Here is a 13,716-nt window from a genome sequence, read left to right on the forward strand (position 1 = left end):
CCGCCGTGAGTAGTGGTCGGGTTTAGAGTCCGGGGTTGATGATATCGATGTTGGCCAGATGTTTGGCGTAGGCGGCCGGTATCATGCCGCCGATGGCGTCCTTGGGGCGTTCCTCGTTGTATTCTCGACGCCATCGCTCGATCTCGGTGCGGGCGTGTAGCAGCGTTGGGAACCAGTGCTCGTTGAGGCATTCGTCGTGCAGGCGACCGTTGAACGATTTCACATAGGCGTTCTGGTTCGGCTTGCAGGGCTGGATCAGGCGAAGCTTCACGCCACGTGCGTGGGCCCAGCTCACTATCACCTGCCGCAGAATTCCTTGCCGTTGTCGGTACCGATCACCTGCGGCAAGCCGCGCAGCGAGGCCAGCTGGTCCAGCACACGCGAGACGCCGTGCCCGGAAATCGCACGTTCCACCTCGATTGCCACGACTTGGTATGTGGCGTCATCGACGATCACCAAGCACTTGATGACCCGGCCTTCGGCCGTACGGTCGAACACGAAGTTCATCGACCACACATGGTCGGGCCGGGCCGGGCGCAGCAGTGGCTGCCGCTCGCCGACCGCCACCTTTTTGCGCTTGCGCCGCCTGACCTGCAGCTGCTGCGCCTGATACAGCCATTCCATGCGCTTGTAGTTCACGATGCGTCCTTCCTGCGGCAGCTTCAGGTAGATCATTCCGACGCCGTAGCGCTTGTGCCGATACGCCAAGGCCAGGATGCGCTCGCTCAATTCAACGTTGCGATCCTCGCGCCGGACATAGCGCAGCGCGCTGGCACTCATCCCGATGATCGCCAGGGCACGGCGCTCGCTTGCCCCGCGCTGCACCCACTGCCGCACCAGCGCACGCCGCACCGGCGGGTCCGCTACTTTTTTCGCAGCGCGTCCTTGATCAGATCGTTCTCGAACAGCTGCTCGGCCAGCAACTTCTTCAGCCGGACGTTCTCGGCTTCCAGGTCCTTCAACCGCTTGGCGTCGGGCACGCTCATGCCACCGAACTTGCTGCGCCACAGTTGGTACGAGGCCTCGCTGAAGCCATGTCGACGGCACAGGTCCTTCACCGCCATGCCGGCCTCTGCCTCGCGTGGGAAGCCGATGATCTGTTCTTCGGAAAAGCGCTTCTTCATGTCCAATCTCCGGCTTGTCGGGGATTGAACTCCAAATCGCCGTGCTACTCAAAACCTGAGGGACGTCGGGGGCACAAGAGCGCCGCCATGCGCGATAGATACGATCATCGCTTGCCTGTCGTGAAACCTGCATCTCTCCCGAAGTGTTCGGTAGGGTTTTCAGGAGCAAAAGAAAAAGGCGCCCAAAAGGGCGCCTAAGTCGTTGATGCAATTGGTGGGCCGTGAAGGATTCGAACCTTCGACCAAAAGATTAAAAGTCTTCTGCTCTACCGACTGAGCTAACGGCCCATTGCACTGCCCCAGCCTTTCGGCGGGGTGGGCATTCTACCCTACTTTGGCGGGCCGGGTGAAACCCCAGCGTGTCGAGGTTGCCGGCCAGCGGCCGGCACTACCCGATCTGGCGAACCCGCTTAAACCTTCCGGGCCTCACGCGCATCCAAGCTGTGAGTCCTGCCCGGAGCCACGGATGCGCCTGCCCCTCTGCCTCGTTGCCGCCCTGCTGCTGCCCTGTACGGCACTGGCCACCCCATCCCAGGTCGTCACTGACGACATCGCCCGCTTCTGGGCCACCTATGATGCGGTGCGCGCCGAGCCTGATGCCGAACGCCGGGTGGCGCTGGTCCAGCAACGCTACATCGATCCGGGCAGCCCCGGCCTGCATGCGCTGATGCAGGTGCGCAACTACACCGCCCGCGAATACGCCGAGGCCATGCAGGCCTGGCCGCGCTTCTGGACCTCAGTACGACCGCTCACCGCCAACGCGCAGCAGGCCAGTGCCACGCTGGAGCGCGATCTTGTCGCCTTCCGTGCGCTCTACCCTGCCCTGCGCCCGGCCACCATCACCTATGCGGTGGGCGTGCTGCGCACCGGTGGCACCACGCTGGATGACAAGGTACTGATCGGCGCGGAGATGGCGCTGGGCGATGAGCGCGTGGACGTGAGCGAGCTGCCGGCGAAGATGCGCGACCGCCTGCGGATCTTCTACGACAGCCGGCCGGGTGCGAACAACGCGCAGAACAACCTGCACGAATACGTGCACACCCAGCAGCGCGAGACCACCGGCAGCCTGGCCCAGTACGCGGTACGCGAAGGCGTGGCCGAATACGTGGCAGAGCGCATCAGCGGGCGCCGCCCGGCGTTGCCGCTGTACACCTATGGGCCAGCGCACGAAGCGGAAATCCGCGCGCGCTTCCGCACGGAGATGCACGGGGACAACCTGGACAATTGGCTGTACAACAGCGCGCGCAATCCGTTCGGGGTGAGTGACCTGGGCTACTACGCCGGCTACCGCATTGCGCAGGAGTACATGCGCCGGCAGACCGACGAGAGGACTGCTGTCGCGCGGATGATCGAGTTGGACTATGCCGATCCGGCTGCGGTGCGGGCCTTCATCGAGGCATCGGGATGGTTGCAGCCCCGGTAGATCAGGGAGTGCGGACAAGCGCTTGGCACCCACCGAGGGAGTGATTGCCCCACCGGTGAAGCCGGCCAGCGGCCGGCTCTACCGGAAGCGGTCAGGCGTACAGCGTCGGGTCGGCGACGCCGGCCTCGGCAAAGCCCTGCGCGCGCAGGCGGCAGGCATCGCAATGACCGCAGGCGGCGCCGTTGGCGTCGGCGTTGTAGCAGGACACCGTCAGGCCGAAGTCCACGCCCAGGCGCACGCCTTCGCTGACGATCTGGCCCTTGCTGAGGAACTGCAGCGGCGCGTGCACCTTGATGCCCGCGCCCTCCACACCCGACTTGGTGGCGAGGTTGGCCAGCGCCTGGAACGCGGCCACGAACTCGGGGCGGCAGTCCGGGTAGCCGGAGTAGTCGACGGCGTTGACGCCGCAGAAGATGTCGTTGGCGCCGAGCACTTCGGCCCAGCCCAGGGCCAGCGACAGCATGATGGTATTGCGCGCCGGCACGTAGGTGACCGGAATGCCGGCACCGCCCGCCTCCGGTACGTCGATGTCATCGGTCAGCGCCGAGCCACCGATGCTGCGCAGGTCCACGTCCACGGTCTTGTGCGCGACCACGCCCTGGGCCTTGGCCACGCGGGCGGCGGCATCCAGTTCGGAGGTATGGCGCTGGCCGTAGCGCACGCTCAGGGCATGCACGGCAAAGCCCTGTTCCTGGGCCATGGCGATGACGGCGGCTGAATCCATGCCGCCGGAGAGAAGCACGACTGCCTTCTTCATGGAAAATCTTCCGGTTGGGAGGGGAAAGCCAGCACGCTGTCCCGCGCCGGAGCTACATCAGGGAACGCTGCGCCGGCTCATCGGCCCGGCTCGTCGTTCCACAGGATTTTATGCAACTGCATCTGGAAGCGCACCGGCAGCCGGTCTTCGACGATCCAGTCGGCCAACTGCCGCGCGCTGATCTCGCCCTTGCTCGGCGAGAAGAACACGGCGCAACGCTTCACCAGGCCGTGCTCGGCGACCATGGCCTTGGCCCAGTCGTAGTCCTCGCGGTTGCAGATGACGAACTTGATCTGGTCGCGGACGGTCAGCAGCGGCAGGTTTTCCAGGCGATTGCGGACGGCTTCGGCCGAGCCCGGCGTCTTGATGTCGACCACGCGCGACACGCGCGGGTCCACTGCACTGACATCCAGCGCGCCGGAGGTTTCCAGCGAGACATCCATGCCCGCATCGCACAGCTTCTGCAGCAGCACCAGGCAGCGCTTCTGCGCCAGCGGCTCGCCGCCGGTCACGCAGACGTGGCGGACGCCCTGGGCCAGCACCTCGGCCACGATGTCGTCGATGTCCCACCAGGTGCCGCCGTGGAAGGCATAGGCGGTGTCGCAGTACTGGCAGCGCAGCGGGCAGCCGGTCAGGCGCACGAACACGGTCGGCCAGCCGGCGGTATCGGCTTCGCCCTGCAGCGAGGTGAAGATCTCGGTGATCTTCAGGCGCGGCAGCGGCGACTGCACGATGTCGCTGGGGGTGGCGACGGCGTTGGACGGGGTAACGGCGGTCATGGCGGGTACTTCTTGGTGGGGCACGTGGCGGGTGGGCTACCGTGGCCGGTAACGAAAGCAGCCGAGCATGGCTCGGCTCTACAACAGCAACCGGACGGCTTTGCTGGTCCGGAAACGAAAGCAGCCGAGCGTGGGCTCGGCTCTACAGGGCACCTATTGTACGCCCGCCCAGCGGATCAGCGGATCTGCTTGCCCAGGCGGATGGACTGCAGACGGTCCTGCGCGGTGCGCGCGGCGTCCGAGCCGGGGTACTGCGCCACGACGGTCTCCAGCGTCTGCTGGGCCTGGTCGACCTTTCCCTCGCCGTACTGCGACAGGCCGATCTTGAGCAGGCCGCCCGCGGCCTTGTCGTGGGTCGGATAGCGCGAGAGCAGCTCTCGGAACTGGGCCTCGGCCATCGGGAAATTGCGGGTGGCGTAGTAGCTCTCGCCCAGCCAGTACAGCGCGTTCGGCGCGTAGACGCCGTTCGGGTACAACTCCAGGAAGCTCAGGAACAGCTGCGCCGAATCGTCGTACCTGCCGGCCTTCAACGCATCGAAGGCAACGTTGTAGGAGGTGCGCTCGTCGCCGGTGGCGGCAAGGCTGCCAGCATCACCATGGACGGAAGGCGGCCGCTCGGAAGTGGCCGCCGCTGCGGGTTTTGCCGGGGCCGGTGCGGCCTTCGGCGCGCTCGCCGGAACGGGCGGCAGGGCCGGGGCGGCGTTGCCCCCTTCCAACCGGTTCAGGCGGCTGTCCAGATCCAGGTACTGGTCCTGGGCGGACTGCTTGAGCTGGGCGTTGTCATGCTGCAACTGCTCGATCGAGGCCTGCAGGCTGGTGACCTGCTGCCGCAGCTGATTGATCTGGTTCAACAGGTCCTGGTTGGCACTGTTGTTGTACATCTGCTGCTCGAGCGCGCCGACACGGTCAGCCAGGCTCTGTCGCTGTGCGTGCGCCGGTGCGGCAGCCACGAGGGCTGCCGCAACGACCAGCATCAGTTTGATGCCAATGCGCATGGATTACTGCGCGGTGTAGACGATTTCGACGCGACGGTTCTGCGACCAGCACGACTCGTTCGACTCGGTGCAGACCGGACGCTCTTCACCGTAGGACACGACGGTCAGCTGCGAAGCCGAACCACCGTTGGCCTGCAGGGCCGAGCTGACGCCGTTGCCACGACGCTCGCCCAGGGCCTGGTTGTACGCGCGCGAACCGCGCTCGTCGGTGTGGCCCTGCAGGGTGATGCGCGAGGACGGACGGTCACGCAGGTACTTGGCGTGGCACGCCATGATGGCCTGGAATTCCGGCTTCACGTCTTCCTTGTCCAGGTCGAAGTAGACAACGCGCTGGCGCAGGCAGGCGTCGGTGTCCAGGTCGCCCGGGCCGTACAGGCCGGAGGTCGACGGACCGGTCGGGGTGGTGGTCGAGGTGCCGGTGTCGACCGGGGCTGCCGGCTCTTCCTTCACCTTCTTCGAGCAACCGGCCAGGACGGCCACAGACAGCAGGGAAACAAGCAGAACGCGGGTGGACTTGTTCATGGCGATACCTTTGTGGCTCCTAAGCCGATGAGGGGTTCAAGACAACGAAAATATTAACACTCTTTTAGCGCTGGGTACGGTATGGGGACCATGCCGGTTCGCGCACATCACCGTCAGCCAGGACCAGGCGCTGGCGAACCCGCGCATCGGCCGAAACGGCATACAACACACCACGGCCACCTTCGCGGGCGGCGTACAGCACCATGCTTGCGTTGGGCGCAAAGCTCGGCGATTCATCCAGCGAACCCGGGGACAGCGTGCTCCAGCGCGGCGAGCCCAGCGAGCTGTCCATCATCGCGATCTTGTAGCTGTTGCCCGAGCCCTGGGCGACGGCGATCTTCTTGCCATCGTAGGACACCGACGGCTTGGCATTGTAGTTGCCCTGGAAGGTCACGCGCTCGGCGCTGCCGCCGCCGGCACCGACCTTGTAGACCTGCGGACGGCCGCCGCGATCGGAGGTGAAGTACACCGCGCTGCCGTCCGGTGCCCAGGTCGGCTCGGTATCGATGGCGAAGTGGTTGGTCAGCTGGGTCAGCTGCTTGCTGCCCAGGTCCATCACGTAGATTTCCGGGTTACCGGAGCGCGACAGGGTCAGGGCCAGCTTGCGGCCGTCCGGCGAGAACGCCGGGGCGCTGTTGATGCCGCGGAAGCTGGTGACCAGCTCGCGCGCACCGGTACCGATGTTCTGGATGTAGATGGCCGAATTGCCACGCTCGAAGCTGACGTAGGCCAGCTTGCTGCCATCCGGACTCCACGACGGCGACAGCAGCGGCTCGGCCGAGCGCACGATGGTCTGCGGGTTGAAGCCATCGGAATCGGCCACCATCAGCGCGTAGCGCATGGCGTCGCCCTTGCCACTGGCGGTCACGTAGGCGATGCGGGTCCAGAAGGCGCCGCGCACGCCGGTGATCTTTTCGTAGATGGCGTCGGCCATCTGGTGGGCAACGTCGCGCATGGCATTGCCACGGGCGGTCATCGCCAGGCCCAGCAGGCGCTCGCCCTTGGGCACGTCGAACAGTTCGTACTCGACGCGGTAGGCACCGGCACCGGCATCAAGCACGCGGCCGACCACGATGTAGTTCTGCTTCAGCGCGCGCCAGGTCGCGAACTGGATATCCCCCCCCCGCACGGGCTTCTCGACGATCTGCGCTTCCGGCAGCGTGCGGAACTGGCCCGAACGCTCCAGATCGGCACGGACCACGCCGGCGACGTCGGTCTGCGGAGCGGCCGACGAACCCTGATAGGGCATCGGCACGATGGTGATCGGCAGCGCGGAGGCATTGCCGCCGATGATGTCGATATCCAGCCCCTTCTGCTGCGCGACGGCAGCAAAGGGCAGCAACAGGGCCGCAAACACGGCAAGCCAGCGAGGCATCTTTTTCATGGAGCGCTCAATAAGGGGAAACCGGAACGAGGGATAACAAAGCGGGAGTGAACCGCTTCGCAATCATGAACCAAGGGTACGTGAATTCCGGGTCAGTTCCAGCCCGTCTTCTCACGCACCGTTAACGTCGTGGCTAACATCGCACCGTCTGCCCTGGTCACGCCGCCCCGGAGGACGGCGTTCGACAGCAGCCCACAGCCTGCCCGGTCGAAACCGAGCACACCAGAGGCAAGCGCGACAACCGTGGGCAGGAGTGGCCCGAGCCCCCCCTGCCCTGCCCGCCTCAGCGATCCTGGGCGGTAAAGGTGAAGTTGAGCGTGCGTGCGAACACGGACTCGAAGCCACGGTACGGCAGGGGCTGCGCGTTGAGCACGGCGGCCTCGATCGAACGCTTGCCGGCCTCGTCGTAGGGGCAGTTCGGGCTGACCTTGGCCTGCATCACCGTGCCACCCGGAATCTGGGTGATGGTGATCTGGCAGCGCTGGCCCAGCGGCACCGTATCCGGGCGCACCCACTGCGACAGCACCTTGGCCTGGATCGCCGCGGCGTACTTGGCCGAAAGATCATCGCTGTTGCCACCGCCACCGGCGGCCGGCTGGGACGCACCGCTGGCTCCGGCGGCGGCACTGCCCGCGGCATTGCGCGCGGCGGCGACCTGGCGCAGCTTCTGCTCGGCCAGCTTGGCTTCCTTTTCGGCCTGTTCACGGCGGGCACGGATCTCGGCGATCTTCTTCTGCTTCTCGGCCTCGGCCTTGTCCGCGGCCTGGCGCGCCTGATCGGCCAGCTTCTTCTTCGCGTCTTCTTCCTGCTGCTTGGCCAGGCGCAGCTTCTGTTCCGCTTCTTCCTGGCGCTTGCGTTCGGTCAGGTCGATCTGTTCCTGGCGGCGCTTGGCTTCCTGTTCCTGTTTCGCCTTCTCCTGCGAGATGGCCAGCGCGCTCACTGCTTCCTGGTCCTTGGTATCCGGCTGCGCGACGCGCTCCTGCGCCTGTTGCTGCTGCGGCGTGGGGGCGTCCTGTGGGCGCGGCTCGGGAATCGGCTGCGGCGGCGGAACGGTGTCTTCCGGCACCGGGATCGGCTCGGCCACCGGCGGCGGCAGGTCCTCCAGCTTTTCGGACTGGCGCAGGGCCTGGCGGGCGGCGGACGCCTCGGACGCGGACAGGGCCAGGCTGGCCTCCACCGACGGATCACCGGCGGCGGCGTCGGTGTTGCGCTCGGGCGACCAGAACCAGGCCACGATGAAGACCAGCGCGACCAGCAGGTGCACCAGCAACGCCAGCGCCAAGGGCAGGCCCCAGCCGGGTTCGCGCTGCTGTGGAGGTGGCAGGGCGTCAGCGTGCATCGGTGGCCAGGCCTACCTTGTCTACCTTGGCGCGCTTGATCACATCCATCGCGGCGATGACCTTTTCATAGGCCACGGCGCGGTCGGCGGCGACGATCACGCGCACGCCCTTGTCCTGGGCGGCGATGCCTGCCAGGCGGCCTTCCAGTTCCTCGGCCGACACGGCGGTCGGTTCCTCGGCATCGGGCAGCTTCAGGCTGAGCTGGCCGTCCTGGCGCACCGAGACGATCACCGGGTCCTGCTTGCTTTCCAGCGCCTTGGCGTTGGATTGCGGCAGGTCGACGTCGAAGCTCAGGGTGAGCAGCGGCGCGGTGACCATGAAGATGATCAGCAGCACCAGCATGACGTCGATGTAGGGAACGACGTTGATTTCCGATTTCAGCTTGCGGCGCTTGCGGCGACCGATGGCAGCGGACATGGCTTGGACTCCCGGGTCAGGCGCTTACTCGTCGCCAGCGCTCTGGCGCTGCAGGATGGAGCTGAACTCTTCGGCGAAGGTCTCGAACCGCACCGACATGCGCTCCACGCGGGTGGTGAAGCGGTTGTAGGCCCACACCGCCGGGATCGCCACGAACAGGCCGATGGCGGTGGCGAACAGGGCTTCGGAGATACCTGGCGCGACGGCGGCGATACCGGCCTGCGCACCGCTGCTGATCATGTCGTGCATGGTCACCATGATGCCGAACACGGTACCGACCAGGCCCACGTACGGGGCAGTCGAACCGATGTTGGCCAGCAGTTCCAGGTTGCGCTCAAGCTGGTCCACTTCGCGGGTGTAGGTGGTGCGCATGGCACGCTGCGCGCCTTCCAGCTGCGCACGGCCATCCAGGCGGCGCTTGTCGCGCAGGCGGGTGTACTCGCGGAAACCGGCTTCGAAGATGGCTTCCAGGCCGGTCACGCTGCGGCTGCGGTCGGTGGCGGCGCTGTACAGCTTGCCCAGGTCGGCGCCGGACCAGAAGCGGTTCTCGAACTCGTCGGCTTCGCGGGTGGCCTGCTTGAACACGCGGGCCTTGCGGAAAATGATCACCCAGCTGACGAACGAGCCGACCAGCAGCAGCAGCACGATGATCTTCACCGGCAGGCTGGCCTTGGCCATCAGCTCGAGGTAGTTGATGCCGCCGCCGGTGGTGGCCTGGGCAAGGGTCTGTGTCGCGGCGTTGCTGACGTCGGCCGGCAGTGCCTCGGTGACCGTGGCCTGCAGGGCCAGGAGCGTTGCGATCATCCGTTGTTCCTCAGTGTTCGGATTCGGGGTGGAGGTGGGGTTGCAGCATGGCAAGGACGGCCTCGTCCATGCCACGCGGGCGGAAACTGGCCGCTTCCAGTGCGGCGATGCGGACCTGGGCCGACAGCAGCAGCTCGCCGTCGCGCAGGATCTGCTGGTCGAAGACCATGCTGGCCTTCTTCAGCTGGACCAAGCGGGCGCTCACCTGCAGGGTGTCATCCAGCCGTGCCGGCCTGATGAAATCCATCTGCATCGAACGCACTGCGAAGACCATCCCGTGCTCGGCGCGCATGCGCTCCTGGCCGTAGCCGAGCGCACGCATCCATTCGGTCCGTGCCCGTTCCATGAAGGCGACGTAGCGGGCGTGGTAGACCACGCCGCCTGCGTCGGTATCTTCCCAGTAAATGCGTGTCGGCCAACTGAATAGTGGCTCAACCGACATCGGGAACCTCCGCGAACAGGTCCTGCGGCGGGTTCTTCGGCTTCAGGCCCATGTGCCGGTAGGCCTTGTGGGTGGCCATGCGGCCGCGCGCGGTGCGCACCAGGAAGCCCTGCTGGATCAGGTACGGCTCGACCACGTCTTCCAGCGTGCCGCGCTCTTCGGACAGCGCCGCGGCCAGCGATTCGATGCCGACCGGGCCGCCGTCGAAGTAGTCGACCAGGGTCTTGAGCAGGCGCCGGTCGAGCTCGTCGAAGCCCTCCGGATCAACCTTGAGCATTTTCATCGCGGCCTGTGCCACGGCCTCGTCGATGTGGCCGCCCGCCTTCACCTGCGCATAATCGCGCACGCGGCGCAGCAGGCGGTTGGCGATACGCGGGGTGCCGCGCGCGCGGCGCGCGATCTCGCCGGCGCCATCGGCGGTGCAGTCGATGCCGAGGATGGTGGCCGAGCGGCGCACGATCCGGGTCAGCTCTTCGACGCTGTAGAACTCCAGCCGCTGGACGATGCCGAAGCGGTCGCGCAGCGGCGCGGTCAGCAGGCCGGCGCGGGTGGTGGCACCGATCAGGGTGAACGGCGGCAGGTCGATCTTGATCGAACGGGCCGCGGGGCCCTCACCGATCATGATGTCGATCTGGAAGTCTTCCATCGCCGGGTACAGCACTTCCTCGACCACTGGCGACAGGCGGTGGATCTCGTCCACGAACAGCACGTCGTGCGGCTGCAGGTTGGTCAGCAGTGCGGCGAGGTCGCCGGCCTTCTCGATCACCGGGCCGGAGGTCACCCGCAGGGCCACGCCCAGTTCGTTGGCGATGACGTGGCTGAGCGTGGTCTTGCCCAGGCCGGGCGGCCCGAAGATCAGCACGTGGTCGAGCGCGTCGCCACGCCCCTTGGCCGCTTCGATGTAGATCTCCATCTGCTCGCGCACCGGGGCCTGGCCGAGATAGTCGGCCAGGCGCTTGGGGCGGATGCTGGCGTCGGCGGCGTCATCCTCGCGGGTGGCGCCGGCGCCGATGATGCGGTCGTCGGTCATACCGTGATTATGCGGTAAATGGTTGCATTCCGGGGCCGGAAGCACGGTAGTGCCGGCCGCTGGCCGGCAACCCCATGAACACCGGTGGTGCGGCGGATGCCGGCCAGCGGCCGGCACTACCAGACCTCAGATCTCGACCTGGGCCCCGAGTTCGACCAGGCGGTTGCCGGGAATGCGGAAGAAGCCCGTGGCCGGCGCGGCGTTCCGGTGCATCAGCGCGAACAGCTTGTCGCGCCAGATCGGCATGCCGCGGTTGGCGGTGGCCACGATGGTTTCGCGGCTGGCGAAGAAGGTGGTGTCCATCGGGTCGAAGTAGATGCCACCGTGGTCGCACGAGCGCATCAGCGCCAGTGGCACGTCCGGGGTCTCCATGAAGCCGAAGCGCACGTAGACGCGGTAGAACTCGTCGCCCACCGATTCGATCTTCAGCCGCTGCCCTTCCATCGCATACGGGATCGGCAGGGTCTCCACGTGCAGGAACACGTTGCGCTCGTGCAGCACCTTGTTGTGCTTGAGGTTGTGCATCAGCGCATGCGGGGCCACGGTCGGGTCGGCGGTGAGGAACACTGCAGTGCCCGGCACGCGCACCGGCGGTGCCAGCATCAGCCCAGGCAGGAAGGTATCGAGGCGGATGCCGTCCTTGCGGATCTCATCGCGCAGCAGCTCGCGGCCACGGCGCCAGGTCCGCATCATGGTGAACAGGAAGATGCCCAGTACCACCGGGAACCAGGCGCCCTGAAGCAGCTTGGCACCATTGGCGATGACGAAGCCGAGGTCGATGATGAAGAACACCACGCACAGCGGCAGGATCCACTTGCGCGCCTTCGGCCACAGCGACCGGGCCACCAGGGCCAGCAGCAGGGTGTCGATCAGCATGGTGGCCGACACCGAGATGCCGTAGGCCACTGCCAGGTTGGACGAGCTGCGGAAGGCCAGCACCAGGCCGATCACCATTACCGCGATGCCCCAGTTGATGCCTGGGATGTAGATCTGGCCGATGGTGTCGTGCGAGGTGTGCTTGATGCGCATGCGCGGGATGTAGCCCAGCTGCATCGCCTGGCGCGAGACCGAGAACGCACCGGTGATGACCGACTGCGAGGCAATCACCGCCGCCATGGTGGCCAGGATGATCATCGGGTACAGCGCCCACGGCGGCACCGCCTCGAAGAACGGGTTTTTCAGCGCCTCGGGGTGGTTGAGCACCAGTGCGCCCTGCCCCAGGTAGTTCAGCACCAGGCACGGCAGCACGAAGAAATACCAGGCGTGGCGGATCGGTTTGGCGCCGAAGTGGCCCATGTCGGCGTAAAGCGCCTCGCCACCGGTCACCGCCAGCACCACTGCGCCGAGGATGAAGATCCCATGCCAGCTGTGCTCCATGAAGAAGCGGATCGCCCACCAGGGGTTGAACGCCTTGAGCACTTCCGGCGCATCGACGATGTTGTAGATGCCGATCGCCGCCAGCGAGATGAACCAGACCGAGGTGATGGGGCCGAAGGCCTTGCCGATCTTCTCGGTACCGAAGCGCTGCGCCGCAAACACCATCAACAGCACCACCACCGTGATCGGCACGATGAAGGCATGCAGGCCCGGCGCGGCCACCTCCAGGCCCTCCACCGCACCCAGCACCGATATCGCCGGGGTGATCACGCCGTCGCCGAAGAACAGCGAGGCACCGAAAATGCCGAGGATGCCGACCACGTAGGCCGAGCGCGAGCCGTTGCGCAGCGTGCGCTGGGTCAACGCCATCAGCGCCATGATGCCGCCCTCGCCGTCGTTGTCGGCGCGCATGATGATGGTCACGTACTTCAGCGTGACCACGATGTTCAGCGCCCAGAACGCCAGCGACAGCACGCCCAGCACGGTGTCGTGGTCGCTGTTGAGCCCGTAGTGTGGCGAGAACGCCTCCTTCAGCGTGTACAGCGGGCTGGTACCGATATCGCCGAACACCACGCCGATCGCACCGATGATCAGCGCCATGCCTCCTGCTGGAGGGGCGTGACCGTGGCTGCCGGGGGCAGCTGCGTGCGGGGTTTGACTGCTGGACATGGGACTCCTGGCGACGCTCAGGCGGTTCGTTGAAGGAAAGGGACGCGGCTCAGCGCAGCGCCGACTGCAGCGCCTTGCGGATCACGGTGGCCACTTCGTCGCCTTCGTTGAAGGCGTCGCGGGCCATGCGTGCCGCTTCGGCCGGCTTGTAGCCCAGCTGCTGCAGGGCCACGGTGGCATCGGACAGCGGGTCGGCCGGGGCCGGGCCGCTGCCGGTGGGCAGCGCGCCGCCGGCACCGAACTGGGCGGCACGGTCACGTAGTTCCAGCACCATGCGCTCGGCAGTCTTCTTGCCGATGCCGGGAATGCGGGTCAGCGCGGTGATGTCACCGGCCTGGACCATGCGCGCGAACTCCTCGACGGAAACGCCGGACAGCACCGCCAGCGCGATCTTCGCGCCAATGCCACTGACCTTCTGCACGTCGCGGAACAGGCGCCGCTCCCCCTCGCGCAGGAAGCCGTACAGCGAAACGCTGTCTTCCTTCTGCGCGTAGTGGGTGTACAGCGTGACCTCGCGGCCGAGCTCGGGCAGGTCGTAGAAGGTGCTCATCGGCGCCTCCAGTTCGTAGCCCACCCCGTTCACGTCCACCACCAGCCACGGCGGCGCCTTGTAGGCGACGATGCCGCGCAGTCGACCGATCATTGCGTGCAGC

Annotated in this window: 13 protein-coding genes, 1 tRNA gene and 1 pseudogene; 1 reads left to right on the plus strand and 14 read right to left on the minus strand. The window is 66.4% G+C overall.

Going from position 1 to position 13,716, the window contains the following annotated elements:
- Positions 1-22 precede the first annotated feature (22 nt).
- Together ACM0PB_RS17400 and ACM0PB_RS17405 are read right to left on the minus strand one after the other, a co-directional pair.
- Positions 23-1,124, minus strand: a pseudogene (locus ACM0PB_RS17400) (IS3 family transposase).
- Between the two features lie 212 nt (positions 1,125-1,336).
- A tRNA-Lys gene (locus ACM0PB_RS17405) sits at positions 1,337-1,412 on the minus strand.
- A 178-nt stretch (positions 1,413-1,590) separates the two neighbouring features.
- On the opposite strand from ACM0PB_RS17405, the gene ACM0PB_RS17410 reads away from it, so the two are divergent.
- Positions 1,591-2,547 (plus strand): DUF2268 domain-containing putative Zn-dependent protease, encoded by a 957-nt coding sequence (locus tag ACM0PB_RS17410; RefSeq protein ID WP_139727531.1) that lies wholly within the window; start codon positions 1,591-1,593, stop codon positions 2,545-2,547.
- Between the two features lie 91 nt (positions 2,548-2,638).
- Here the strand turns inward: ACM0PB_RS17410 and queC are convergent, their stop codons facing one another.
- The 12 genes from queC to ruvA form a co-directional block, all read right to left on the minus strand.
- Positions 2,639-3,304 carry a 7-cyano-7-deazaguanine synthase QueC gene (queC, locus tag ACM0PB_RS17415; RefSeq protein WP_014038216.1) on the minus strand — a complete coding sequence of 222 codons (666 nt, stop codon included), beginning with the start codon at positions 3,302-3,304 and terminating at the stop codon, positions 2,639-2,641.
- 77 nt (positions 3,305-3,381) lie between these two features.
- The gene (gene queE / locus ACM0PB_RS17420; RefSeq protein WP_414604889.1) at positions 3,382-4,083 is read right to left on the minus strand and encodes a 7-carboxy-7-deazaguanine synthase QueE; all 702 of its coding nucleotides are present in this window, start codon (positions 4,081-4,083) and stop codon (positions 3,382-3,384) included.
- 176 nt (positions 4,084-4,259) lie between these two features.
- A complete protein-coding gene (gene ybgF / locus ACM0PB_RS17425) occupies positions 4,260-5,078 on the minus strand; it encodes a tol-pal system protein YbgF (protein ID WP_005418509.1) in 819 nt (272 codons plus the stop codon).
- Between the two features lie 3 nt (positions 5,079-5,081).
- The gene (gene pal, locus ACM0PB_RS17430) at positions 5,082-5,600 is read right to left on the minus strand and encodes a peptidoglycan-associated lipoprotein Pal (protein ID WP_005418510.1); all 519 of its coding nucleotides are present in this window, start codon (positions 5,598-5,600) and stop codon (positions 5,082-5,084) included.
- A gap of 64 nt (positions 5,601-5,664) precedes the next feature.
- Positions 5,665-6,984: a Tol-Pal system beta propeller repeat protein TolB gene (gene tolB, locus ACM0PB_RS17435; protein WP_005418511.1), complete on the minus strand. Its 1,320-nt coding sequence runs from the start codon at positions 6,982-6,984 to the stop codon at positions 5,665-5,667.
- A 283-nt stretch (positions 6,985-7,267) separates the two neighbouring features.
- Positions 7,268-8,323 carry a cell envelope integrity protein TolA gene (gene tolA / locus ACM0PB_RS17440; RefSeq protein ID WP_005418512.1) on the minus strand — a complete coding sequence of 352 codons (1,056 nt, stop codon included), beginning with the start codon at positions 8,321-8,323 and terminating at the stop codon, positions 7,268-7,270.
- On the minus strand, positions 8,313-8,741 hold the full coding sequence (gene tolR / locus ACM0PB_RS17445; RefSeq protein WP_414604891.1) for a protein TolR: 429 nt from the start codon (positions 8,739-8,741) through the stop codon (positions 8,313-8,315). Before tolR ends, tolA begins: the two co-directional genes overlap by 11 nt.
- A 24-nt stretch (positions 8,742-8,765) precedes the next feature.
- Complete coding sequence (tolQ, locus tag ACM0PB_RS17450) at positions 8,766-9,545, minus strand: protein TolQ (RefSeq protein ID WP_005410752.1); 780 nt, start codon at positions 9,543-9,545, stop codon at positions 8,766-8,768.
- A 10-nt stretch (positions 9,546-9,555) separates the two neighbouring features.
- Entirely contained in the window at positions 9,556-9,987 is a 432-nt protein-coding gene (gene ybgC / locus ACM0PB_RS17455) for a tol-pal system-associated acyl-CoA thioesterase (RefSeq protein WP_005418514.1), read from the minus strand.
- On the minus strand, positions 9,977-11,017 hold the full coding sequence (gene ruvB, locus ACM0PB_RS17460; protein WP_005418515.1) for a Holliday junction branch migration DNA helicase RuvB: 1,041 nt from the start codon (positions 11,015-11,017) through the stop codon (positions 9,977-9,979). The genes ybgC and ruvB overlap by 11 nt, the downstream gene beginning before the upstream one ends.
- 126 nt (positions 11,018-11,143) lie before the next feature.
- Positions 11,144-13,063: a potassium transporter Kup gene (locus tag ACM0PB_RS17465; RefSeq protein WP_032954420.1), complete on the minus strand. Its 1,920-nt coding sequence runs from the start codon at positions 13,061-13,063 to the stop codon at positions 11,144-11,146.
- A 49-nt stretch (positions 13,064-13,112) separates the two neighbouring features.
- Entirely contained in the window at positions 13,113-13,706 is a 594-nt protein-coding gene (gene ruvA, locus ACM0PB_RS17470) for a Holliday junction branch migration protein RuvA (protein ID WP_005418517.1), read from the minus strand.
- Positions 13,707-13,716 lie beyond the last annotated feature (10 nt).

Source organism: Stenotrophomonas sp. AR029, assembly GCF_047520695.2.
Lineage (GTDB): Bacteria > Pseudomonadota > Gammaproteobacteria > Xanthomonadales > Xanthomonadaceae > Stenotrophomonas > Stenotrophomonas sepilia.